A 24,033-nucleotide genomic window follows, 5' to 3' on the forward strand; every position below is an offset into this window, starting at 1 on the left:
TTAAAACGTCATCAGGGAATGACGAGACCACTTAGTATATACCCTGATGAAAAAACACTGCCGGACATTCTGCCCGGCAGTCTCGGTCTTACAGGGTTGGATAATCGGTATACCCTTCCGCGCCGCCACCATAGAAGCTTTCCGGACGCTGCGGATTAAGTGGCGCATCTTGTTGCAGACGTGCCACCAGATCCGGGTTAGCGATAAAGTCGCGACCAAACGCCACGGCATCAATCAGGCCGCGCGCAATCAGATCGTCGGCCTTTTCGACGGTATAAGCGCCGGCGCCAACGATCACGCCAGGGAACAGCGCGCGCACTTTCTCACGGAAGGCATCGCTATAAGGCTGTCCACCCGCCCAGTCAGGCTCCGACAAGTGCAGATACGCCAGGCCACGTTTGCCCAGTTCGGCGATATACCACAGCGCGGCTTTCTCTTCTTCCGGGCCATTTTCCAGATTCTGGAAGGCCCCGATTGGCGAAATGCGGATACCAATACGATCGGCAGACCAGTTGGCAATCGCCGCATCCACCACTTCGAGCGCGAAACGGCCGCGCTTCTCAATCGAACCGCCGTACTCATCGCTACGCTGGTTTGATCCTGGCGCGAGGAATTGATGCATCAGATAACCGTGGGCGGAGTGCAGCTCAAGCAGGTCAAAGTCCGCTTCACGCGCATTGAAAGCCGCCTGACCGAAATCTTTCACAATCTGCTGGATTTCGGCCACTGACAGCTCGCGAGGCAGCGAGGTGTCTTCACGATAGACGCTACCGTCTGCCGCACGCAGAGACGTACGCGTGCCGGCGGCCAGCGCAGTTGGCGCCACCGGGGCTTTGCCTTCGGGCTGTACGCTGTTATGTGAAATACGGCCGGTATGCCACAGCTGCACGGCGCTATGACCGTTTGCGGCATGAATGCCTTCGTTAATCACTTTCCAGGCGGCAATTTGCTGCTGAGTGTGCAGACCCGGCGCACCGGCATAACCTTTCGCCTGGAAAGAGATTTGGGTGGCTTCGGTGATGATCAAACCGGCGCTGGCACGCTGCTGATAATACTCAGCCATCAGCGGAGTAGGGATATCACCCGGCTCAATGCTGCGCAGGCGCGTCAACGGGGCCATGAAAATGCGGTTAGGTACGGTAATCGCGCCCACTTTAAGGGGAGAGAATAACTGTTTGCTCGCCATGTAAGTTGCTCCAGGAAGACCGGTCGTCTAGCGACTGCGGTTTAAAAAAATCAGTGATTTACAAGCCACTGTTCGATGGTTTCAAGCGCCAGACTGATTGGGCCAGGCTCTCGGGAAATCTTGCTCTGCAAACTGGCGCCTAACCACAGCAAATAACAGCGCTGCGCCAGCTGATGCGGCGTTTGATTGAACGGCAACGGCTGTTCAGCCGCGGCCTCGCTCAAGCAGCGCGTATAGGCTGCGATGATGGCATTGGCGCTGTGCTGCAAAGCTTCGCGCATGGGCTCGGACAGATCGCACACTTCAGCCGACAGCTTGACGCCAAGGCAGCCAACAATATGACCTTGCTCGATAAACAGCGTTTCGCCATAGCGAAAATGCTGTAACAGGCGTTCTCCTGGCGTCAGTCCGGGTTGATTAAGCTGCTGCTCGATCTGCTGCAGGTAATTGGCAAAGTAGCGCTCAATCAGCGCAACGCCAAACGCCTCTTTCGAACCGAAGTAGTGATAGAAAGAGCCTTTGGTGACTTCCGCCAGCGTTAGCATCTCATTTAGGCCCATGCCGGTAAAACCACGCTGCAAACAAACCTGCTCACCAATGGCGAGCAGATGTTCACGAGTATCATTGCGTTGCAGCGTCTTAGTCATGGGTCGCAGGTTATTAGACCAGTCAGTCTAACGCAACCCTTCAGCGGAGTTTTGGCACGATCTGATCATGTCCAACTGCGGCTGGTATGCTTGCGTCTGGATATTGAACATGCCCAAAACGGTATGGAAAAGATTGTCTTGCGAGACCTTATTATCGGCAGCTTGCTGGCGTAAACAGTTTTCATTGATGTGATTAGCTGCGGCGTAACCCGGCGACATCCACATCAGCAGTGGAATATGCGTTTGTTGCGAGGGGGCAAACAGATAGGGCGCCCCGTGCAGATACATACCGCGCTCACCAAGCGATTCGCCATGGTCGGAGAGATAAACCAGCGCCACGTTAAAGCGATCGCTCAGACCTTCCAGTTTATCAATGGTACGGCTCAGCATATCGTCGGTATACAACAGCGAATTATCATAGGTATTTACCAGCGCCTGATGATCACAATCCTGGATCTGATTGCTATCACACGTTGGCGTAAAGCGGCGGAATTCAGCCGGATAGCGCTGATAGTAAGCGGGACCGTGGCTGCCCATCTGATGCAGCACGATAATGCCGTCGTTATGCAGACTCGCAACGTAGTTATCCAAACGATGCAGCAGCACATCATCCTGACAGAAACCATCGTGGCAATATTGCGGCAGATTCCACTGTGTCATATCGCTGTGCGGCACCCGGTCACAGGCACCTTTGCAGCCACCATCGTTCTCGCGCCACAGTACGCTCACGCCAGCATGGGCAAGGATGTCGAGCACGCCTTCCTGATGATGCGCCAGATTGGCGTCATAGTGTACGCGCGGCATATTCGAGAACATGCAGGGCACTGAAATAGCGGTTTCTGTGCCGCACGAGGTGGCATTGGGATAATAGATGACCTGCTGTTTTTTCAGCTCCGGGTTAGTTTCGCGCGTGTAACCGCCAAGGGAGAAATTCTCTGCGCGCGCGGTTTCACCCACCACCAGCACTACCAGCGTTTTCTTTTGGGCGGCGCTAATGAGCGGGCCCTTACGCGCATCCTGACCTATTTTCACCAACGCCTGATTACCCAGTAGATAGCGCTGATCGACATAGTGACCGCCGCCACTGAGGATATTGGCGGGCGTGACCATTTTTATCAGGCCTTTATTGTTGCGAATCAAGGAGGCGTAATCTTTATAAAACAGCACCGCCATCAGCAGGATCAACAAGATTGCGCCCAATGCACCGACCAGGCGCTGCACCAGATTCCACCACCAACGTTGTCCCTTACTAATCCGCACGATACACAGCAATGCTGCCGGAACCAGGCCCATGACCAACATCCATACTAAATAGTGAACGCTGATTAACGCCCCAGCCTCCTGCCGATCGGACTCAAACACGTTTTGCATCATATTGGTGTCAATCACCGTGCCAAAACTGTGCATAAAGTAGTTGGCGGCAGCGCTGATGATCACCAGCACAATCAATAACGGCTTGCGGATATAAGGCCAGGCAACGAGGGAGAAAATCATATAAAAAGCCGCAATCAGCACCAGCGGGATACTGGCGGCGAACAGATACGCGTGCGGGCGATCGTAGACGATCATCTCCCAGGCGTGGAGCAGAAACAGGGCGTTCAAAACTAAGGCGAAGAACAGCGCAGCAATAAGATTAAATCCGCTGGTGCTGCACTGGAATATGTTCCTGAATTTCATGAAAACTCAACGGTAAGTTGTAATGTGACAATCGTATGAAGACATTATGAGGAAAACCTTAACCACAGCTAAACAGACTTATTTTAGACCTTTCGTCGGTTGGCTATTTGGTAAACAGCGGTTACCGGCTGCGGCTGGCGTATTGATTATGCGCAATTAGCGTTTACTCTTTGTACTATGTCATTAAGCTGTTATCACTGTGCTGCAAGTTGTTAACCCCGGAGTTGATGTGGCTGAGCAATTAGAGTTCTTCCCCGTTCCCAGCCCGTGTCGTGGCGTTTGCCAAAGTGACGCGCGTGGCTATTGTCGTGGCTGTTTGCGCAGCCGGGAAGAGCGCTTTAACTGGATGAAGTTCAGCGACGCACAAAAACGCGATGTGCTGCGGCTATGCCGACAACGCTGGTTACGACTGCAGCGTCAGCAGAAAGTGGATGAAGATCATGATCCGCAACAACCAGAGCTGTTTTAAGAAACCGATATTTTTCCTTTCCGTTATACTCCCGCCTTCGTCATCTGGATTCGTATTTGAGGGAGTTTAACCATGTTGAAACCGCAAGCTATTGCACCGCAGGGACCGTCCTTTTCACCGCTAATTGCGGGATACTGGCGCTTGATGGAGTGGGGCATGACGTCACAGCAGCTGGTGCAATTTATTGAGCATCACCTTGCACTGGGCATCACCACCGTTGATCACGCCGACATTTACGGTGATTACCAATGCGAAGCCGCCTTCGGGGCCGCGCTGCGTCTTGCACCGGGATTACGCGAGAAGCTGCAAATTGTCACCAAATGCGGCATCGCGACGCGCGCTAAGCCAGAACATCACATCGGTCATTACAATACGGATACCAGCCATATTTTGCACAGCGCGGAAAATTCGCTGCGCCATTTCAATACGGATTATCTCGATTTATTACTGATTCACCGTCCGGACCCGCTGATGGATGCCGATGAAGTTGCAGAAGCCTTTATCGCCCTGCATCAGAGTGGCAAAGTGCGCCATTTCGGCGTGTCCAACTTCACTGCTTCGCAGTTCACGCTACTGCAATCGCGTTTACCGTTCAGTCTGGTCACCAACCAGCTGGAGATTTCACCGCTGGAACAAACGCCGCTGCTGGACGGTTCGCTCGATCAGTGTCAGCAGAATCGCATCCGACCGATGGCGTGGTCTTGCCTCGGCGGCGGTCGACTGTTTAACGATCCCCATTATCAGCCGCTGCGCGATGAGCTGGAGCAGGTGAAGCAGGAAATTGGCGCCAGTAATATCGAGCAGGTGGTGTACGCGTGGGTGATGAAATTGCCAAGCCGTCCGTTACCGATTATTGGTTCAGGCAAATGTGAACGCGTCAGCGAAGCGGTTGCGGCGTGCCAGCTCACGCTTGATCGTCAGCAGTGGTTCCGCATTCGTAAAGCCGCGATCGGTTATGATGTGCCCTAAAGCGTAAAGCTGCGTCAAATTACGGCAGCCTGGCTGAAAGCAGTCCAGGCTTACAGAGCATCTAACCGTAAGGAGACGTTATGAAGAAAACCCTCATTGTTATGCTGACCCTGGCCTGCACCGCTGGCGCGCAGGCTGCTTCAGAAGACGTCACGCTGCATGAAACCACGGCGCAAGGTATTGGCGCAGCGATTGGCAAAGTCACCATTAGCGAAACACCGTATGGCCTGCAATTTACTCCGGCGTTAACCGGCCTCAAACCGGGGATTCATGGCTTCCATGTCCATGCTAAAGGCAGCTGTGAGCCGGGCGAATCCGATGGCAAAACGGTGGCGGCCGGTGCGGCTGGTGGTCATCTCGATCCGCAAAACACCGGCAAGCATCTCGGGCCCTATGCCGATGGTCATCTGGGCGACTTACCCGCGCTCTTCGTAACGGAGGATGGCAAAGCGGATTATCCTGTCGTTGCTCCGCGTATTAAATCCCTCAGCGAAATCAAAGGTAAAGCCTTAATGGTGCACGTGGGCGGTGATAATCATGCCGACCATCCACAGCCGCTTGGTGGCGGTGGCGCACGTTTTGCCTGCGGCGTCATCTAACCTCACGGGCGGCAATGGATATGTTGTCGCCCTGATTGTTCCGTTTGTAAAAAGTTGACCCATTTTCCCGCTACACTCCGCGTTTTTTCCGTCCTATGATATTGATTCAGGAATAAAACGCTCAGGGGCAGGAATGAAAACGCGTGGGATGATACTGTTATGTTTATTGTTGGTGGGATGTGATCAACCAAATGACACACAGCTGCGTCTGGAGGCCGGTCGGCAATTACAGTGGACGGTAGACACCAATCCACTTCGGGCCAGCTGTGAAGATATTGCCCGTGGTCGTGAATGGTTAACGCATCGCACACTTCAGCGTCTGGAAGCCAAAGGGTGTCAGAATGTATTGCGCAGTGCCAGCGAGACCAATTTCATCAATACCGCCATTTATCGTCACGGCATAACAGTGGTATGCGGTGGTATCAGCGGCAAGAGTTTTACTGGCACGCTGTTAAATCGTCGTTTTATCTACTCTTCAGAAGAGAAGGCGTTGGTGCTGGAACCGAAGTTCGATCAGGATAAAACCCGGTTTGAAGGGCAAAAATCACTGCAACAACTGCAGGAAGATTTTGAGCGCCAAACCACGCAATATTGCCAGTAATTAATCAGGTACAGCCTGCGCCAACTGGCCCAGCGAACAGCGTAATCGCCACAAAATGCCGGCTAAGGTATTTGCTTCGTTTTCCGGCTGCTGCTGCAGTTGATCAATCATGGTGTCCAGTTCATCTAACGTGGCCTGTAGCGCGGTGTGATGGACACCACGCAGGCTCATAATACGTTGTAAATCTTGCAGGCTGCTGTCGCGCATGTGCGCCAGGGTGTGCGATGTCGGCTGCCATTCGCGCAGTTGCCAGACAATATGCGAACAGTTGAGCAGCACCACGCCCCAGCGCAGCAGCCAAACGCGCGCCTTTTCATCACGGCTGTTACTCAACTGGCTAATGTGATGATAAATCTGCGATTCAAAATGGCTCTCACGCAGGCGCGGATGGCGACGTAGCTGATCGAGAAACGCATGTCGCAAGGCACGAATATGGCGACGGCTGCGGCGGGCATCAGAACTGGGGCGCAATACCTGAAACGCCACCCAGGCCAGCAGCACGCCACATACCTTCGCTATATTGTCATTGAGAAAGCTTTGATAATCCCAGTCCGGGGGATTGGTGACGGCAATAAACGATCCCATAAAGACAATGAATTGCCCCCACATACCCGCGCGCTTCTTCTGCTGCAGTTTAAATAGCTGCAGGGTGATAAGCAGCGGGAACAGCACCAGTAAAAACTGCCAGAGCGCGCTGATTTGCACCATCAAGCCGAACTGCAGCACAAAACTAAACACCGACAGCCACAGTAAGGTTTTCAGCAGCAGCGATACGCTGCCGCTGGGTGAAGGTGCGGAAGAGTAAAGTACGCAGGCGATGGCGGTTAGCGTCAGGGCGGCGGCGCCGGAATCCCATTGCGTGGTGATCCAAAATGCGCAGCCCAACATGATAACGCTAAAGGTGCGCAGCGCGCTCCAGCCCGCTTCGGCGCTGTCGCTTTCACGCGCCAGTGAAGGCGCGTAGGGTGGCTGAAAACGCGTGTCTGCGTCGGCGCGCTCAATCAGACGAATCCAGCGATTAACATTGAGGTACACCCAGCAGAAATAGCGCAGGCGCTGAACAAACGCGCGTTGGCGAAAATCACCGCTCGCGGAAGGCGTGATTCCGCGCAGAATCAGGGCTAGCCGATATTTGTCACATTGTGGTTGTGCCAGCTCGTGCAGCAGTTGAGTGATGGCGTTGTAGAGTTCAGGCGGTGCATCCGGCCAGTTAAGCAGCATGCGGCGCAGGCTGGAGAGCACGCTGGTAAGGCGCAGCTGCTGATGCAGCACATAGTTCAACACGTTGTTCTGGCGGCGGAAGCGATAGTGGCTCCAGAATGCCTGAATGCGCAGCAGGTTCATGGTGAGAATCTGGCTGATGACATTCTCATGTGCGGTGCGCACGTTATCGGTACTGCCCTGCTGCAGTAGTAGCACCGCATGATCCAGCAAGCGTGCGTGCATCTGACGAAGCGAGCTCATCAATGCATTGCCATCGGAGGTGCTGGGAAGAATCATCATCATTAATCCGGCGCACAGAATGCCGGAGATCACCTCGCAGACGCGCGCCTGAGCGATATCCCATAACTGAGTGACGTCGGTGATGTTTACGCTGCTAAACGCAATAATGGCGGCGGTGTAACCCGCCAGCGAGAATGCGTAAGCCACGTTGTTTTGATAGTGATTGGCGATTCCAGTGCAGAACGCCAGCCAACCGGCCATAAAAAAGGCGAACAGCCAGGGCTCATTCAGCGTATGTCCGGCAATCAGCAGCGCAGCGCTGGCACCGAGTAAGCTACCCACAATACGCCCCAGACTTTTACTGATTGCGCCACCCACGGTGGGAAAACTGATCACCGCCGCCGACGTCATCGCCCAATAAGGTTCGTCGAGTTGCAGCGCATAAGCGAGGATTAATGCCAGACACATCGCGATGCCATTGCGTAGCGCATAGCGCCATTCGCCACCGGTTGCTTTTATCCACGGCAAATTTTGCCATGCCAGCCACTGAAAATTCATGGAGGCCTCAGTGGACGATAGAGATGGTGCAGGTGGTGCCCGCTACCAGCGGCACGCCATCCGGCAGCGCATCTAAACGAATGCGCACCGGTACGCGCTGCGCCAGGCGTACCCAGGGAACGTTGGGTTTAATATCTGGCACCAGTCCGCCATCGCTGGTCACGCTTTGGTCGTAAATGGCACGCCCGATGCTCTCCACTTTGCCCTGCAATCTGGCGCCGTTGCTGTACAACACAATGTGCGCGACCGCGCCGGGCTGAATATGGCGCAGCTTGGTCTCTTCGAAATACCCCATCACGTAATAAGAGTGGCTATCCACCAGTGCAAACAGTGGCGTGCCGGCGGTTGCATAGTTGCCGGTGCGCAGCGTCAGGTTGCTGATCCATCCATCGGTCGGGGCGGTCACGCTGGTTTGATCGAGATTCCAGCGCGCCTGATCGAGGCTGGCCTGGGCCGCTTTTGCGGTCGCCGTGGCGGCATTAGCGGTTAAACGTGCAGCATCCATATCTTCGGCAGAAATGACATTACGCGGCAGGCTGGCACGGCGATTGGCTTCATGCTGGGCTTTGGCGAGATCGGCCTGCGCTTTGGCTAATTGCGCTTCAGCGTTGGCGACAGCAATTTGCCAGGGCACCGGATCAAGCTTGAGCAAGGTGTCACCTTTATGCACAAACTGATTGTCGCTGACGTTCAGCGCAATGATGCGTCCTGACACTTCCGGCGTAATATCGACCAGTTCGGCGCGCACTTTGCCGTCACGCGTCCAGGGCGATTGCATATAGTAATTCCACATCCACCATCCCGCGAGTAGGGCCAGAGCAAAGATCACTACGGTTGAAAAATACTTAAAAGGGTTGAATTTCATAGTGATTTATCCGAGGCTCAGTAACCACAATGCGCCAGCGACGCAAAGTACAAACAGGGAAAGATCCATTAACGTGGGATGCCAGACATCGCCGGAGTAGATCCAGCCGCGCAGCAGCGGGTGGATGAGTAGCCAAAAGAAGAAACCGAGCAGCACCGCTTTAAACAACGGTGGAAAAAACAGCGAGGCGCCGAATACCAGATCGGTAAGCGGTGCGCTGGGGGAAAAAGCGGTTAGGGACACGTGTCATCATCCTTTTTGACCGGGATTCATCTAAATAGAGTCTAGACAGCAAGCGTATGCGCTGGCCTGATATTTGTAATTTGCCAGGTAAACTCGCAGAATAGTGTAAAATCTGGCTTAATAGCTAGCAAGCTAATTATAAGGAGATGCAATGGATACGCCCTTGGGAACCGATCTGTCTCGCTTGGTGCGCATTTGGCGCGCTTTAATTGATCAACGTTTGAAACCGCTTGAGCTGACACAAACACACTGGGTGACGCTACATAACATTCATCAACTCCCGCCAGAGCAGTCACAGATTCAGCTGGCAAAGGCGATTGGCATTGAGCAGCCTTCATTGGTGCGCACGCTGGATCAGCTGGAAGAGAAGGGCTTAATCACCCGCGCTACCTGCGCTAACGATCGTCGTGCTAAGCGCATTAAGCTGACCAAGCAGGCCGAGCCTATTATTGAGCAGGTTGAAAATGTGATTGATGCTACGCGCGATGACATTCTATCCGGCATCAGCCTGGAAGAGATCAATCAGATGGTGACGCTGATTGCGCGACTGGAAAAAAACATTCTTGAGTTTCACAACCGCGAGAAATAAAAAAACCGACGCCCGGCGTCGGTTTTTTTTTATCAGCATGCTTAACGCGGTGAAACGGTCACCTGGCTGCCGTTTGACGCCATGACGACGCGCTGGCCAACCGAGTAACGGGTGGCAGCTTGTTTCTGCACCACCATAATCGTGTTGCCATCATCCTTACGGATTTCCAGCTCTACACCATCAGACTTATTAACCGCACCCTGCACGCCCTGACCGGCTACGCCACCGAGCACGGCACCGCCAGCAGTGGCCAGGCTACGTCCGCTGCCGCCGCCAATGGTGTTACCGAGGAAACCACCCAGTACTGCACCACCAATCGCGCCAATCACGTTGTTTTCATCACCGCCCTGGATTTTAACCGGACGAACCGATACCAGCGTACCGTAAGAAACACTTTGTACTTGTTTAGCTTCGTTGGCGCTATAAACGTCACCGGAAAGGGTGCTGTCGTTGGCACAACCTGCCAGAGTTAAGCCGGTCAACGCCACGGCTACAAAACGCTTAATCATCAGAACGCTCCTTAATGCATAAAAACGCCATATATCTCATCCTGTACTGCAAACAGTATAAGACAGAAAACTGGCAATTGACTCTAAGTCCGTATAAAACGCGGCTGGGGCGAAGCATAGACCATTCCGCCTCAACAAAAATTCAATTACGTGACGAAAATATTTCTGAGCTGGAATGCACTGCGCAGCAGCGCTGAAAAGCGGAATTTTATCATAGAATTAGCCCCGGTAATTTGCCAGGCTTAAGCCAGATGATATTAAGGGAGTGAATCGCGATGAAATCAGGGCGCTATATAGGCGTGATGTCCGGCACCAGCCTTGACGGTGTAGATGTAGTGCTGGCGGCGATTGATGGACAGATGGTGGCGCAGCAGGCCAGCTATTGCCACCCGATCCCGCAGGAACTACGTCAGCAGGTACTGGCGATCTGTCAGGGACAAACGCTAACGTTGTCGCAGCTCGGTCAGCTGGATACGCGGCTGGGCAAGCTGTTTGCTGAAGCGGTATTAACCTTAATGCACCAGCAATCGCTGGAGGCCAGCGATATCATGGCGATTGGCTGTCACGGGCAAACGGTGTGGCACGAGCCACAAAGTGATGCGCCCAATACGCTACAAATTGGTGATAACAATCAGATTGCCGCCGCAACGGGCGTCACCGTTATCGGCGATTTTCGCCGCCGCGATATGGCGCTGGGCGGTCAGGGTGCGCCGCTGGTCCCCGCCTTCCATCAGGCGCTGCTGATGGACAGCGTGGAACGTCGCATGGTGCTCAACATCGGTGGCATCGCCAATTTGTCACTGCTGATACCGGGCCAGCCCGTGCGCGGCTTTGACACCGGCCCCGGCAATATGCTGATTGATGCCTGGATTTGGCGTAATAAAGCGTTGCCTTACGATAAAGATGCCGCCTGGGCACGCAGTGGCAACGTGGTGCCGGCGCTGCTGGAGTTGATGCTCAACGATCCCTGGTTTGCGCTGCCGCCACCGAAAAGTACCGGGCGTGAATACTTCAATCTGAGTTGGGTAGAACAACAGCTGCAGCGTTTCCCTGCGCTGGCACCGCAAGACGTTCAGGCCACGCTCAGCGAGCTGACGGCCTTGACGATAGCGCAGCAGGTACAGCTCAACGACGGTTGCGATCGACTGCTGGTGTGCGGCGGGGGCAGCCGCAATCCGCTACTGATGGCGCGCCTGGCGACCCATCTGCCGGGTACCGAAGTCGGCACCACCGACGCAGCCGGCATCAGTGGTGATGATATGGAAGCACTGGCCTTTGCCTGGCTGGCATTTCGCACCTTGAACGGTTTAGCAGGCAACTTGCCTGCAGTAACCGGTGCGCGAGAAATGAGTGTCCTGGGCGCCATTTATCCCGCCAATCCACGGCCCCTTCGTTAAGAGGTAAACATGAAGAAAATCGTTATTCTGTTGAGTAGCGTCGCGCTATTAAGCGGTTGCGGCATGCTGCATAAACAGGAACAAACACCGCAGCAGCTGCACTATCAGTGCGGCACCTTACCGTTAACGGTTACGCAGGATAATGCGAAGCAGCAGGTGAGTTTTATTCTGGATGGCAAACCGCTGACGCTGACGCAAACCGTTTCGGCATCTGGCGCGCGCTATAGCGATGGTAATTACGTCTTCTGGTCAAAAGGCAATGGCGCTTTTGTTGAACGTAATAACAAAATCGTGATTAATGATTGTGAACTGCAGAGCGCGGATACCTCCGTTAAGTAAACGTTAGGGAACAAGAAACAGCATGAGCGACAGTGACAGCTTGCAAAACATTGCCCATTTGCGTCGTGAATACACCCGCGGCGGGCTGCGGCGTAAAGATCTGCCAGATAATCCTCTGGCGCTGTTTGAACAGTGGTTGCAGCAGGCCTGCACCGCACAGTTGCCCGATCCCACGGCAATGACGGTAGCCACCGTTGATAGTAGCGGACAGCCGTATCAGCGCATCGTGTTGCTCAAGCATTACGACGAGCAGGGCATGGTGTTTTACACCAATCTTGGCAGCCGTAAAGCCCTGCAACTGGCCGATAATCCGCGCATTTCACTGCACTTCCCGTGGCATTTTCTCGAGCGTCAGGTAATGGTGCTGGGTGAAGTGGAGAAGCTATCCCCGCTCGAAGTGCTGAAGTACTTTAGCAGCCGCCCGCGCGACAGCCAGATTGGAGCCTGGGTTTCAAAGCAGTCAAGTCGTATTTCTGCACGCGGTGTGCTGGAAGGTAAGTTCCTCGAGCTAAAGCAGAAGTTCCAGCAGGGTGAGGTGCCGCTGCCCAGTTTCTGGGGCGGTTACCGTGTTAAATTCCACAGCGTGGAGTTCTGGCAGGGTGGTGAACATCGCCTGCACGATCGCTTCCTCTACCAGCGCGCGGACAATGGCTGGACGATTGACCGTTTAGCCCCGTAAAACTGCGTTTTATCCCCTTTCAACGCTGGCGCAGTTGGCGCCAGCGCTTTATGCTATAGCCCTCTTTTTTTTCGTCTCCGCACGTCAGCGGAAAGCTGTGTACCAGCCTAGGTGCAGTCTGATCAATTTGGAGTCAGTGATGACCAGCAGTAACCTGATACAACAATTGCAAGAAAGGGGCTTAGTCGCCCAGGTAACGGATGAAGAAGCGTTAGCAGAGCGACTGGCGCAAGGGCCAATTGCACTCTATTGCGGCTTCGATCCTACCGCTGATAGCTTGCATTTGGGCCATCTGGTGCCGCTGCTCTGCCTGAAACGTTTTCAGGATGCCGGACACAAGCCGGTCGCGCTGGTGGGTGGTGCCACTGGTCTGATTGGCGATCCCAGCTTTAAAGCAGCAGAACGTAAACTTAACACCGCTGAAACCGTGGGCGAATGGGTCGACAAGATCCGCAACCAAGTCGCGCCATTCCTCAGCTTTGACTGTGGCGATAACAGCGCCATTGCTGCCAATAACTATGACTGGTTTGGCGGCATGAATGTGCTGACTTTCCTGCGCGACATCGGTAAGCACTTCTCGGTAAATCAGATGATCAACCGCGAAGCGGTGAAACAGCGTCTGAACCGTGAAGATCAGGGCATCTCATACACTGAGTTCTCCTACAACCTGCTGCAGGGTTATGACTTTGCCGAGCTGAATAAGCGTCACGATGTGGTGCTGCAGATTGGCGGTTCCGATCAGTGGGGCAACATCACCTCAGGTATCGACCTGACGCGTCGTCTGCATCAGCAGCAGGCGTGGGGATTAACCGTACCGTTGATTACCAAATCAGACGGCACCAAATTCGGCAAAACCGAAGGTGGCGCGGTATGGCTCGATGCGAAGAAAACCAGTCCGTATAAGTTCTACCAGTTCTGGATCAATACGGCGGATGCGGACGTGTATCGCTTCCTGAAATTCTTTACCTTCATGAGCATTGAAGAGATCAATGCGCTGGAAGAAGAGGACAAAAACAGCGGCAAAGCGCCACGCGCGCAGTACGTGCTGGCGGAGCAGGTGACGCGTCTGGTGCACGGCGAGAGCGGCTTGACCGCAGCAAAACGCATCACCGAAAGTCTGTTCTCCGGCAGCCTGAGTGCCATGACCGAAGCTGACTTCGAGCAGCTGGCGCAGGATGGTATGCCAACCATTACGCTGACGGCAGCAGACGATCTGCAGCAGGCGCTGGTCGCTGCTGAACTGGTGCCATCGCGCGGCCAGGCACGCACCATGATCGGCTCTAATGCGGTAGCGCTGAATGGTGAAAAGCAGTCAGACGCCGAGTACCGTTTTAGCGAAAGCGATAAACTGTTTGGACGCTTCACGTTGTTGCGTCGCGGTAAAAAACATTACTGCCTGATAAACTGGCAGTAAGCGTTCAGGGCCGGCATCCGGCCCTTTTTTATGGCAAGGCAGTACAGGGCAAAATGAAAAATATTCTCGCAATTCAATCTCACGTTGTTTACGGACACGCGGGTAACAGCGCCGCCGAATTCCCGATGCGCCGCATGGGCGCAAACGTTTGGCCGCTGAATACCGTGCAATTTTCAAATCATACACAGTACGGTCACTGGACCGGCACCGTGATGCCCGCCACGCATTTAACTGACATCGTTAAAGGTATTGCGGCAGTTGACCGCCTGAAGACCTGTGATGCGGTGCTGAGCGGCTATTTAGGTTCAGCGGAGCAGGGCGAACAGATTCTGGAGATCGTGCGTCTGGTTAAAGAAGCCAACCCGAATGCGTGGTTCTTCTGCGATCCGGTGATGGGCCATCCGGAAAAAGGCTGCATCGTGGCGCCGGGCGTGGCGGAGTTCCACTGCAAAATGGCGCTTCCCGCCAGTGACATCATCGCACCGAATCTGCTGGAGCTGGAAATGCTCAGCGGCCATGAAGTCGCTAACGTCGAGCAGGCGGTAGTCGCGGCCCGTGAACTGATCGGCAAAGGGCCTAAAGTGGTGCTGGTGAAGCATTTGGCGCGTGCCGGACGTCGCAGTGATCGTTTTGAGATGCTGCTGGTGACCGCCGAAGAGTGCTGGCACATCAGTCGTCCGCTGGTGGACTTTGGCGTCCGTCAGCCGGTGGGCGTTGGCGATCTCACCAGCGGCCTGCTGCTGGTCGATCTGCTGCACGGTAAATCGCTGCAGGATGCGCTCGAGCACATCACCGCAGCGGTGTATGAAGTGATGCTGAAAACCCACGAAATGGGCGAGTACGAATTACAGCTGGTAGCAGCGCAGGATGCGATTGCCAAACCTACGCAGCACTTTGCAGCTGAAAAGCTGTAGCCCTCTTCAGGCCGGTTTTTTACACCGGCCTTACTCGGTTAAACCAAACCTTCCGCCTGCAACGCCGCCTGCACTGCCGGGCGCTCCGCAACGCGACTGAACCAGGCTTCCAGCGCATCCAGTCCAGCCAAATCCAGCTTGATGGCTTTAGCCCAGCGGGTCACCACAAACAGGTAAACGTCGGCGACGGTAAAGCGTAATCCCAGCAGCCACTGCTTATCCTGCAATGCCTCATTCACCGCCTGATACTTCTTTTCCAGCTGCGCGCGCACGATGGCTTTGTACTCTTCCGGTGTATCCGCACGAAACAGCGGGCTAAAGCTTTTGTGCAATTCACTGCTCACGAAACTAAGCCATTCCAGCGTGTGATAGCGCGTCAGGCTGCCGGTGGGCGCCAGCAGATTACGATCCGGCTTGAGATCGGCCAGATATTGCACAATTGCGACACCTTCGATCAGGATGCTGCCGTCATCAAACTGCAACGCCGGAACTTGTCCTTTCGGGTTAATTTGCCAGTAATCCTCTCCCTGCTCGGTAACCTTCTTCTGCAGATCGACGTTCACCTGAGTGAAATCCAGTCCACATTCAAGCGCGACAATATGCGGCGACAGTGAACAGGCGCCGGGCTTGCAATAGAGTTTCATCATGGCTTCTCCTTGAGTGTTGTGGTGATCGAAGCAGCATAAATCTGCCAGTCATTTTTACCAGTGACAGCGATCAGGATTTGCGGTCACCCTTGAGGTTTTGTTCAGCAAAGCATGGCAGTAAAGGCAGTTTTTCGAGCGCAAAATTCCAAAATTGCCTCACCTTGGGTGTCATATTCTTTACACGTTGCGTCACCAACTGTACGGGAAGCGGGGCCGGTTCCCATTCAGGGAGTAAACGCTGGAGTGTGCCACGGTGGATATCATCGATAACCTGATACGACAACAGGCGTCCGATTCCGTGAGCATTACGCAGCGCTTCCCGCTGGCTCTCTACGTCGTTGACGCGCAGGCGCGGGTTAATGCGGACACGCAGATCCTGCGCAAAACGCCATTCGCGCGTATGCAGCAAACTCGCCACTAATGCATGCTGAGCGAGTTCAGCGGGATGGGTGGGGATGCCGGCTAGCGTTAGATAATCGGGGCTGGCAACCAGCGTTGAGCGTACGCTACCAACCTGACGCGCCACCATGGAGGAGTCCTGCAATTCGCCAATGCGCAAGGCGATATCCAGGCCATTTTCAATCAGGTCCTGATAGCTATCACTTAGCACCACTTCAATCTGCATCTCGGCATGCTGCTGTAAGAAGCTGCTCACGAGCGGCATAATATGATGGCGACCAAACTGCACCGGCGCAGTGATGCGCAATAGCCCATGCAGGCCACTATGGTGAGCGCTATCCAGCGCGCGCTGATAGTCGCTCAGCAGGCGTTGCGCCTGTTCAAACAGCTGCCAGCCTGCTTCAGTAGGCGCCAGCTGACGCGTAGTGCGTTCAATCAACGTGGTGGCCAGACGGGCTTCCAGCGTGTTAAGGGTGCGGGTGATCACCGGCGGCGAGCGCTGGAGCAGACGTGCGGCACCGGCCAGGCTGCCCTGCTGAATCACCGCAACAAACACCTGTAGCTCATCGAACCTGTCCATGATTATTCCACTCTGATTAACAGTGATGGGTCATGATGAAGTTAAGTGAGCAAAAAGCGAAGTGTGTTAGGCGGAAAAGCGTAAAGAAAAGAGCAAAGAGAGTGGAATAGCGAGGGCAAGAAAAAGCCGGGACTCGCCCGGCTATTCATTTACTGATTCGCGTTCGCGCGTTTCAGTTCAGTCTGCGTATCATCCTGCGTCATGCGGTTCAGCAGTGGGGCAGTGAACAACATCACCAGCGCAATCACGCCTGTTGCGATACCAATCTGCTGGAACACCTGGCTGTACACTGCCAGTGAAGCGTGCGGATCGGTAACATCGCTGGGTACGGCCATCAGATTCGCCACTTTACCGGCAATCATTGCCGCACCGGCGGTGGTCAGGAACCATGATCCCATGATGAAGCCCATCAAGCGCTGCGGAACCAGCTGGGCAACCATCGCCAGACCCAAACCAGAGATCATCAGCTCGCCGATACTCTGCAGCGCATAGCTAAGGATCAGCCAGTTAACCGAAACGATGCCGGCTTCGTTGGCAAATTTGGCACCAAACGGCAGCACCAGGAAGGCTGCAGAACACAGCACCATACCAAAGGCAAATTTGTGCGGCATCGGCATTTTGTCGCCGAGTTTGTTATACACCGCGGCCAGAATCGGGCTCGCCAGCATAATCCAGAACGGGTTCAACGCCTGGAACTGCTCCGGCTCAAAGGTGATGCCCAGAATCGCGTGCTCAACGTTACGAATAGCGAAGAAGTTAAGTGACGTCGGCATCTGCATGTAGAGCACGAAGAACACAATCGCTTCGACCATCAGCAGGAAGGCAACAATCATCTTACGGCGCGCTGCGCCCTTCAATGCGAAGGCTTCTTTAGCAAAGATCAACACAATACCTGCCGCGATCACACCCAACGTCATACGCGCGATGCTTTGGTGATGCAGCAACCACGCCGCCAGCGCCACCAGCGCCACCACGCCAACCAGCGTCATCAGCAGTTTGCCGACCTGCAGCGGGGCGAAATCCGGCTTGGAGCCGTAGTTTTTCACCAGACGCTGGCAGAACATGAAGTTCAGTAGCGTGATGACCAGGCCCACCACCGACAGCGAGAACGCCGCGCCCCAGCCATATTTCGCAGCCAGCCACGGTGTCAGCATCATTGAGAACAGCGAACCAATATTGATCGACATGTAGAACATGGTGAAGGCACCGTCGAGGCGCGCGTCATCTTTCTCATAGCAGGTCGAAAGCAGGGAAGAGGGGTTGGCTTTAAATAAGCCGCTACCGACGGCGATGGTCGCCATGCCGATATAGACCATTGAAGTGTCGTGGCCAGAGAAGGCAATCAGCGCGTAACCCAGCGCCAGCACAATCACCCCAAGGACAATCACGCGTTTGGTACCCAGTACTTTATCGCCAAGCCAGCCGCCGATAGCGACTAAACCATAAACCAGGGCGCTAAACGAGGTGAACAGCGTAATGGAATCCGCTTCGGACATTCCCAGCTGTTTAACCAGGTAAACGGCCATGATGGCTTGCAGACCGTAGTAACCAAAACGTTCCCATAGCTCGATGGAGAAGATCAGATAGAACGCTTTCGGTTGCTTAAAAGCGTTGAGGCTTGGCGCCCCGTCAGTGTGTTTGTTTGCAGTTGACACTTGTACCTCAGTTTTAACATAGCCTGTTTTGTGACAGGAATTAAGTCTGCGTCGGGCTGGGTAATCCCGCGCAACATTGTTATTAGAAAGGAAAAACGGCGACTAATTTGGCTGAATCACGCCATCAGGGCAAGCATTTTTTGCACGCTGAAATACTTGTCATAGGTAGGGTTAATGCCGTTATACAAAGTTGTAAATCAGTGTTAAATCTTGCTGCGTGGCATTATATCAGGATAAAGATGCTAAATGCAGATCTGGAAGATCATTTTCCTGATATAAACTGCTCAGGCAGGCTTTATTAGAATATATCGCTGAAGGTTATGATTTATACAGATAATATTATTATCTCTGTTCACAATGTAAGCATAATAGCTTGATTGGTGAGCGTAATAAGCAGTCAAAAGATTCCAGAACGCTAATTTGTTGATCCTGCGCACAAAACCGCGAATTAATTAAAAGGGTAAAAGAAGTAAACGTTTGCCTGGCTGACAAGTGACGAATAATCGCGCGATTGATGCTGCGTTTTGCCAGATAAAAAAGCAGTAACAAGTGCAATCGTCAGCAACGCCGTCAGCATAAATCGCCATTTTTGGCCCTTAGACAGCTCGGCCGCTTTGCTGTAACCTCGCTTTTTCCCTGAAAGGACGTAGTCATGACGAAGTCGATTCGTGTCGCCCTGATTGGCGATTATCGTGCCAGTGCCGTAGCGCATCAGGCGATTCCTCCTGCCGTAGAACTCGCTGCAAAAACCCTCTCCCTTGATGTCAGCGCCGACTGGATTGCCACGCCTGAGCTCGATCAGCACAATCTCGCCGATTACCAGGCGATCTGGCTGGTGCCGGGCAGCCCTTATTTGAATGATGAAGGCGTGTTTGCTGCGTTGCGCTGGGCACGTGAAAGCGCTAAGCCGTTTTTGGGCTCGTGCGGCGGATTTCAGTACGCCATCGTTGAATACGCGCGCAATGTCTTGGGCTGGGAAGATGCCACCCATGCCGAAACCGATCCTGGCGGTCGTTGGGTGATTGCGCCGCTGGCCTGTTCGCTGGTAGAACAGCGCGGAACCGTCACCTTTGCGCCGGGATCGCGTATCGCCCAGGCTTACGGTGCCTTGCAGAGTGATGAAGGTTACCACTGTAATTTTGGCGTCAATGCCGAATTCAGTGAGGCGCTGGCAACGCAAAATTTGCGCATCACTTCATGGGATTTGGCGGGCGACGTGCGCGGCATTGAACTGATCGATCATCCGTTCTTTGTCGCGACGCTGTTCCAGTCTGAGCGCGCGGCGCTGCAAAATCGGTTATCACCGCTGGTGGTTGCCTGGCTGCAGGCGGCCGCAGGCTAAACCTGCACCTGACGACAATCGCGGAAAACACCCGTAGAGTCGCCATTCATGGCGACCGTTATTACAAGAGCTGCAGCAACGGCTTACGATCCCGCCCCGATTGGTGATAGCTGTGGATTGCCTCGCGCCACTGCACCAGCGGGAAAATCGCTACCTCACCGCAATGACTGGTGCGTAACAGTGGCCAAAGCGTGCAAAACAACTGTTGCCAATCCTGCTGCGCTAATCCTTCAAGCGTATGCCGCACGTGGAACCAGTGCAGCGCCGGGCGGGGCGCATTCACCCGCACCGGCTTGCCGCTCAGCACGCCGTAGGCAACAAATTGTGCCTCGGCGGGCAGGGCGTGCCAAATCAACTGACCGATCTCGCCACCTACTGCATCAAACACCACATCGCACTGCTGTGCGACGGCGGCGATCGCTTCACGCTGGGTTTCGCGCAGTGATGTGATACCTAACGCCTGCAAAAGCGAAGCATGTTGCGGCGCACGGTGGACCACGGTGATAGCGGCCGCGCCCCATTGGCGGGCCCACTGCGCAAGTAATAAAGCACAGGCGGAACCGCCCGCGGTGATCAGCACGCGTTTAGCTGTAGGCGGCCATTGCTGCAGCATCAACAGCGCCGCCAGCGGATTGATATAGGCACGCGCAGCCAGCGCACTGTCGATGTCACAAGGTACCGGCACGGCCATGTGTGGGTCACAATCAATATAACGTTGCCAGGTGCCGGTGCTACGCAGCGGCAGCACGCGCTGGCCGAGTAAAGAGGTGAAAGCGGCGGGCGCCTCAATGACTGTGCCCACGCCTTCATACCCGGCGACCTGCGGCGGTATAACGCGATGGCGATAAGCACCGGTAACCGGAATCAGGTCGGACGCATTGATGGGAGCAAATTGCATCGCGACGCGCAGCAGACCCGCAGCGCGAGGCGATAAAGGGGCGGATTCAAGGGTGAGGACGCGAGCGGGATCGCCAAACTGCCGATAAACCAGCGCAAGATTGCCCGTGGTTATCGGCAGTGAGTCAGAGTTCGGTTTTGGCGTCGAACTCACACAAATCTTCAATCAGGCAGGAGCCGCAGCGCGGCTTGCGCGCCACGCAGGTGTAACGGCCATGCAGAATCAGCCAGTGATGGCAATCGACCTTGAACGCCGAGGGCACCACTTTCAGTAGCTTATCTTCCACTTCTTCCACATTTTTACCTGGCGCAAAACGGGTGCGATTACTGACGCGGAAAATATGGGTGTCGACGGCGATAGTCGGCCAGCCGAAAGCGGTGTTCAGCACCACGTTAGCGGTTTTGCGGCCCACGCCAGGCAGCGCTTCCAGTGCCGCACGATCTTCCGGCACTTCGCCACCGTGCTGTTCCAACAGGATGCGGCAGGTCTTGATGACGTTTTCGGCTTTGCTATTAAACAGGCCGATGGTTTTGATGTACTCCTTTACGCCATCAACGCCCAGCGCCAGTATCGTTGCCGGCGTGTTTGCCACCGGATAGAGCTTCGCGGTGGCTTTATTAACGCTAACGTCTGTCGCCTGAGCCGATAGCAACACCGCAATCAGCAACTCAAACGGCGAGCTGAAGTGTAATTCCGTAGTGGGATGCGGATTTTCATCACGCAGGCGCGTAAGGATCTGCGCGCGTTTCTCTTTATTCACACCGCTTTCCCGGTTGCGCCTTGCGGCTCGGCTTCAGGAGCGGCGGCGCGAGTAGCGGCGCGCTGTTTCATCTTCTGGTCAATCAGGTATTTGGCCGCCAGCAGCATGCCGAGACCAATAAAGGCGCCCGGTGGCAACATCGCCAGCAGCATGGGCGAATCAAAGTGCACCACTTCAATGCGCAGCGCTTTGGCCCAAGGGCCAAGCAGCTGATCTGCGCCGTTGAACAGCGTGCCGCTGCCAATCAGTTCGCGAATCGAACCCAGCGTTACCATCGCGCAGGTCGCGCCCATGCCGATGGCAAAACCATCCAGCGCGGAGAGCGGAATGCTGCTCTTTGAGGCGACTGCCTCAGCGCGACCCACCACGATGCAGTTGGTGACGATCAGCGGAATAAAGATGCCGAGTGACTGGTACAACCCATAGGCATAGGCGTTGATCAGCATTTGCACACAGCTCACCACTGAGGCGATGATCATCACGTAAATCGGGATACGGATTTCCGCGGGCACCCAACGGCGCGAGGCGGAAATCGAGCTGTTGGTGATGGTGAGCACCAGCGTGGTCGCCAGGCCTAAACCGAGGGCGTTAGTGGCGGTAGAGGTGACCGCCAGCAGCGGACACAGGCCAAGCAGCTGGACCAGCGCGGAGTTATTTTTCCACAGGCCGCCGACCAGTAAATTCTTCGCTTCACTCATTTGCATCTCCACATTCAGGCAGCGAAGCGAGCTTCGCGGGCAGTGTTTCAATTAGCAGCGTGGTACGCTTAGTGGCATTAACCACGGCGCGCGGCGTAATGGTTGCGCCGGTAAATTGGTCGAATTCACCGCCGTCTTTTTTCACCGCAAAATTTTTGTCATCAGCGCCATGGATCACTTTGCCATTAAAGCTGTTGATCCAGTCTGAAATACGCAGTTCGATTTTATCGCCGAGGCCTGGCGTTTCATGATGCTCAACCACACGCACGCCCAGCACTTTACCGTGGAAATCGGCCCCGACTAACATCTGAATCGCACCAGAATAGCCGTCTGGCGCGGTGGTCTCAAGCGCTGCAGCGACGGGCTGATCGCCTTTGCGCGCTAAATAGAGATGATGTGGCCGGTCATTCCCCAGCGCAGCAGCATCCGTTACCAGAAAACACTCCTGCTGAATGTGATTGTCGTACAGATCGGTTGGCACCACCTGATCCAACAGATTTTTCTGTTGCAGCGCAGTTTGATGCTCCACCGTCGGCTTGGTGACATAGTTGACCACCGCCGTTACCCCGGTGGTGATCACCGCGAAGGCTGCCAGCGTTACCGCATTTTTACGAATAGCATCGATCATCTTCAATCCTTGCGATGGCCGTAAACGCGCGGCTGAGTGTAGTAATCAATCAGCGGTACGCAAATATTGGCCAGCAGCACCGCGAAGGCGACGCCATCCGGATAGCCGCCAAAACTGCGAATCAGCCATACCAGTAAACCAATCAGCGCGCCGTAAATCAGACGTCCACGATTGGTGGTCGAGGCGGTTACCGGATCGGTGGCAATAAAGAACGCACCGAGCATGGTGGCGCCGGAAAACAGGTGAATCAGTGGTGAATTCAGCGACTCCGGCGAGAACAGCCAGCCTAGCGTGGCGCAGAATGCCAGCGAGACGAGGAAACTGACCGGGATGTGCCAGCGAATGGCATTTTTCGCCAGCAGCACTACGCCGCCCAGCAGATAACCGAGGTTAACCCATTGCCAGCCAAGGCCGGCTAACACGCCGGTGTAAATCGGTTCGGCTAACAGCTGCTCAGCGCTGTGTCCGGCGCGCAGCCCGGTTTTAAACGTATCCAGCGGCGTCGCCTGGCTGACGCCATCTACGCCAAGCTGCAGCTGCTGCATGGTTTCACCCGCCAGCGTGTGGTGGGTGAAGATCATGCTGAGCGAATCCATCAAGCCGGGTTTAATCGCCTGCAAGCTATCAGGCGGCAGCCAACTGGTCATTTGTACCGGGAAGGAGATCAGCAGCACCACATAGCCCACCATCGCCGGGTTGAACGGATTTTGCCCCAAACCGCCGTACAGCTGCTTGGCAATCACGATGGCGAAAATCGTCCCCAACACCACCAACCACCAGGGCGCGAGCGGCGGCAGACTAATGCCGAGCAGCAGCGCGGTGAGCAGGGCGGAATTATCAGACAGCGTCGGCACCACCGGCGTTTTGCGCAGGCGCAGTATTGCGCCTTCGGTTGCCCATGCGGTCGCCGTTGCCAGCAACACCTGAATCAGAAAGCCGACGCCAAAGAAATACCACTGTGCGGCCATGCCCGGCAACGCCGCCAGCACCACCAACAGCATGATATTGCCGGTGCTGCGGCGGTTGTGGGTATAGGGAGAACTTGCAATACGAAAAGCCATTTATTCCTCAGTCGTCGAAGGCTGCTGCTGCGCTTTACGCGCTTTGGCACGGGCGACCGCAGCGGCAATTGCCGCTTTGCGTGGGTCGGCGGAGTCAGGAGAGGCAGCAGCCTCCACTTCAGGAGAAGATGTTTCAGTCTGCTGCGCGGCGGCAGCGGCGGCTTTTTTCGCTTTTGCACGCGCAATCGCTGCTTCAACGGCGGCTTTACGCGGATCAACCTCAGCGGCAGGCGCAGCGGCTTCGGGCTCAGCCGGCGCTGTGTCAGC

General features: G+C 54.9%; 26 protein-coding genes and 1 pseudogene. 11 read left to right on the top strand and 16 right to left on the bottom strand.

Annotated elements, in window-relative coordinates:
- Positions 1–88: 88 nt before the first annotated feature.
- The 3 genes from PMI17_RS21450 to eptA are packed head-to-tail and all read right to left on the bottom strand — an operon-like array spanning position 89 to position 3,510.
- Positions 89–1,186, bottom strand: a complete 1,098-nt coding sequence (locus PMI17_RS21450) for an alkene reductase (RefSeq protein ID WP_007892769.1) — start codon at positions 1,184–1,186, stop codon at positions 89–91.
- A 50-nt stretch (positions 1,187–1,236) separates the two neighbouring features.
- Positions 1,237–1,833, bottom strand: a complete 597-nt coding sequence (locus PMI17_RS21455) for a TetR/AcrR family transcriptional regulator (RefSeq protein WP_007892773.1) — start codon at positions 1,831–1,833, stop codon at positions 1,237–1,239.
- A 27-nt stretch (positions 1,834–1,860) separates the two neighbouring features.
- Positions 1,861–3,510, bottom strand: coding sequence for a phosphoethanolamine transferase EptA (eptA, locus tag PMI17_RS21460; protein WP_007892775.1), 1,650 nt, complete (start codon positions 3,508–3,510; stop codon positions 1,861–1,863).
- A 229-nt stretch (positions 3,511–3,739) separates the two neighbouring features.
- Here eptA and PMI17_RS21465 point away from each other — a divergent pair, with 229 nt between their 5' ends.
- The 4 genes from PMI17_RS21465 to PMI17_RS21480 all read left to right on the top strand — a co-directional run bounded on the left by PMI17_RS21465 (position 3,740) and on the right by PMI17_RS21480 (position 6,148).
- Positions 3,740–3,979: a DUF1289 domain-containing protein gene (locus tag PMI17_RS21465; RefSeq protein WP_036621998.1), complete on the top strand. Its 240-nt coding sequence runs from the start codon at positions 3,740–3,742 to the stop codon at positions 3,977–3,979.
- 72 nt (positions 3,980–4,051) lie between these two features.
- Positions 4,052–4,948 carry an aldo/keto reductase family oxidoreductase gene (locus PMI17_RS21470; RefSeq protein WP_007892776.1) on the top strand — a complete coding sequence of 299 codons (897 nt, stop codon included), beginning with the start codon at positions 4,052–4,054 and terminating at the stop codon, positions 4,946–4,948.
- An 80-nt stretch (positions 4,949–5,028) separates the two neighbouring features.
- Entirely contained in the window at positions 5,029–5,547 is a 519-nt protein-coding gene (sodC, locus tag PMI17_RS21475; RefSeq protein ID WP_007892777.1) for a superoxide dismutase family protein, read from the top strand.
- 133 nt (positions 5,548–5,680) lie between these two features.
- Positions 5,681–6,148, top strand: coding sequence for a hypothetical protein (locus tag PMI17_RS21480; RefSeq protein WP_007892778.1), 468 nt, complete (start codon positions 5,681–5,683; stop codon positions 6,146–6,148).
- Here the strand turns inward: PMI17_RS21480 and PMI17_RS21485 are convergent, their stop codons facing one another.
- From PMI17_RS21485 to PMI17_RS21495, 3 genes are read right to left on the bottom strand one after another with little or no spacing between them, the layout of a single operon-like run.
- The gene (locus PMI17_RS21485) at positions 6,149–8,149 is read right to left on the bottom strand and encodes an FUSC family protein (RefSeq protein ID WP_007892780.1); all 2,001 of its coding nucleotides are present in this window, start codon (positions 8,147–8,149) and stop codon (positions 6,149–6,151) included. It lies immediately after the preceding gene.
- 7 nt (positions 8,150–8,156) lie between these two features.
- The gene (locus PMI17_RS21490; RefSeq protein WP_007892781.1) at positions 8,157–9,014 is read right to left on the bottom strand and encodes an HlyD family secretion protein; all 858 of its coding nucleotides are present in this window, start codon (positions 9,012–9,014) and stop codon (positions 8,157–8,159) included.
- A 6-nt stretch (positions 9,015–9,020) separates the two neighbouring features.
- Positions 9,021–9,257 carry a DUF1656 domain-containing protein gene (locus PMI17_RS21495; protein WP_007892782.1) on the bottom strand — a complete coding sequence of 79 codons (237 nt, stop codon included), beginning with the start codon at positions 9,255–9,257 and terminating at the stop codon, positions 9,021–9,023.
- A 151-nt stretch (positions 9,258–9,408) separates the two neighbouring features.
- Here PMI17_RS21495 and slyA point away from each other — a divergent pair, with 151 nt between their 5' ends.
- Positions 9,409–9,846, top strand: coding sequence for a transcriptional regulator SlyA (slyA, locus tag PMI17_RS21500; RefSeq protein ID WP_007892783.1), 438 nt, complete (start codon positions 9,409–9,411; stop codon positions 9,844–9,846).
- Positions 9,847–9,887: 41 nt separating this feature from the next.
- On the opposite strand, the gene slyB is transcribed toward slyA, so the two are convergent.
- Positions 9,888–10,355 (bottom strand): outer membrane lipoprotein SlyB, encoded by a 468-nt coding sequence (gene slyB, locus PMI17_RS21505; protein ID WP_007892784.1) that lies wholly within the window; start codon positions 10,353–10,355, stop codon positions 9,888–9,890.
- Between the two features lie 275 nt (positions 10,356–10,630).
- Between slyB and anmK the strand changes: the two genes are divergently transcribed.
- The 5 genes from anmK (at position 10,631) to pdxY (ending at position 15,098) form a co-directional block, all read left to right on the top strand.
- Positions 10,631–11,752 (top strand): anhydro-N-acetylmuramic acid kinase, encoded by a 1,122-nt coding sequence (gene anmK / locus PMI17_RS21510; RefSeq protein WP_007892787.1) that lies wholly within the window; start codon positions 10,631–10,633, stop codon positions 11,750–11,752.
- Positions 11,753–11,761: 9 nt separating this feature from the next.
- Positions 11,762–12,091, top strand: coding sequence for an MliC family protein (locus PMI17_RS21515; RefSeq protein ID WP_007892790.1), 330 nt, complete (start codon positions 11,762–11,764; stop codon positions 12,089–12,091).
- 22 nt (positions 12,092–12,113) lie between these two features.
- A complete protein-coding gene (pdxH, locus tag PMI17_RS21520; RefSeq protein WP_007892792.1) occupies positions 12,114–12,770 on the top strand; it encodes a pyridoxamine 5'-phosphate oxidase in 657 nt (218 codons plus the stop codon).
- Between the two features lie 139 nt (positions 12,771–12,909).
- Complete coding sequence (gene tyrS / locus PMI17_RS21525) at positions 12,910–14,184, top strand: tyrosine--tRNA ligase (RefSeq protein ID WP_007892793.1); 1,275 nt, start codon at positions 12,910–12,912, stop codon at positions 14,182–14,184.
- 53 nt (positions 14,185–14,237) lie between these two features.
- Positions 14,238–15,098 (top strand): pyridoxal kinase PdxY, encoded by an 861-nt coding sequence (gene pdxY, locus PMI17_RS21530; protein WP_007892795.1) that lies wholly within the window; start codon positions 14,238–14,240, stop codon positions 15,096–15,098.
- Positions 15,099–15,136: 38 nt separating this feature from the next.
- On the opposite strand, the gene gstA is transcribed toward pdxY, so the two are convergent.
- From gstA to dtpA, 3 genes are all read right to left on the bottom strand, one after another.
- Positions 15,137–15,742 carry a glutathione transferase GstA gene (gene gstA / locus PMI17_RS21535; protein WP_193372791.1) on the bottom strand — a complete coding sequence of 202 codons (606 nt, stop codon included), beginning with the start codon at positions 15,740–15,742 and terminating at the stop codon, positions 15,137–15,139.
- Between the two features lie 73 nt (positions 15,743–15,815).
- A complete protein-coding gene (locus PMI17_RS21540) occupies positions 15,816–16,724 on the bottom strand; it encodes a LysR family transcriptional regulator (RefSeq protein WP_007892799.1) in 909 nt (302 codons plus the stop codon).
- A 149-nt stretch (positions 16,725–16,873) separates the two neighbouring features.
- Positions 16,874–18,379, bottom strand: a complete 1,506-nt coding sequence (gene dtpA, locus PMI17_RS21545; protein ID WP_007892800.1) for a dipeptide/tripeptide permease DtpA — start codon at positions 18,377–18,379, stop codon at positions 16,874–16,876.
- A 652-nt stretch (positions 18,380–19,031) separates the two neighbouring features.
- Here dtpA and PMI17_RS21550 point away from each other — a divergent pair.
- Positions 19,032–19,721, top strand: coding sequence for a CTP synthase (locus PMI17_RS21550; RefSeq protein WP_007892801.1), 690 nt, complete (start codon positions 19,032–19,034; stop codon positions 19,719–19,721).
- A 61-nt stretch (positions 19,722–19,782) separates the two neighbouring features.
- On the opposite strand, the gene PMI17_RS21555 is transcribed toward PMI17_RS21550, so the two are convergent.
- The 6 genes and pseudogenes from PMI17_RS21555 to PMI17_RS21580 all read right to left on the bottom strand — a co-directional run.
- Positions 19,783–20,619 (bottom strand): zinc-dependent alcohol dehydrogenase family protein, encoded by an 837-nt coding sequence (locus tag PMI17_RS21555; RefSeq protein ID WP_007892803.1) that lies wholly within the window; start codon positions 20,617–20,619, stop codon positions 19,783–19,785.
- 124 nt (positions 20,620–20,743) lie between these two features.
- Positions 20,744–21,379 (bottom strand): endonuclease III, encoded by a 636-nt coding sequence (gene nth / locus PMI17_RS21560; RefSeq protein ID WP_007892804.1) that lies wholly within the window; start codon positions 21,377–21,379, stop codon positions 20,744–20,746.
- Positions 21,376–22,077 carry an electron transport complex subunit E gene (locus tag PMI17_RS21565; RefSeq protein ID WP_007892805.1) on the bottom strand — a complete coding sequence of 234 codons (702 nt, stop codon included), beginning with the start codon at positions 22,075–22,077 and terminating at the stop codon, positions 21,376–21,378. Before PMI17_RS21565 ends, nth begins: the two co-directional genes overlap by 4 nt.
- Positions 22,070–22,705 carry an electron transport complex subunit RsxG gene (gene rsxG / locus PMI17_RS21570; protein ID WP_007892806.1) on the bottom strand — a complete coding sequence of 212 codons (636 nt, stop codon included), beginning with the start codon at positions 22,703–22,705 and terminating at the stop codon, positions 22,070–22,072. The genes PMI17_RS21565 and rsxG overlap by 8 nt, the downstream gene beginning before the upstream one ends.
- Positions 22,706–22,707: 2 nt before the next feature.
- Complete coding sequence (gene rsxD, locus PMI17_RS21575) at positions 22,708–23,766, bottom strand: electron transport complex subunit RsxD (protein ID WP_007892807.1); 1,059 nt, start codon at positions 23,764–23,766, stop codon at positions 22,708–22,710.
- Positions 23,767–24,033 (bottom strand): annotated as a pseudogene (locus tag PMI17_RS21580) (electron transport complex subunit RsxC); the annotation flags it as partial.

Source organism: Pantoea sp. GM01 (genome assembly GCF_000282675.1).
In the GTDB taxonomy this organism is placed as follows: domain Bacteria; phylum Pseudomonadota; class Gammaproteobacteria; order Enterobacterales; family Enterobacteriaceae; genus Pantoea; species Pantoea nemavictus.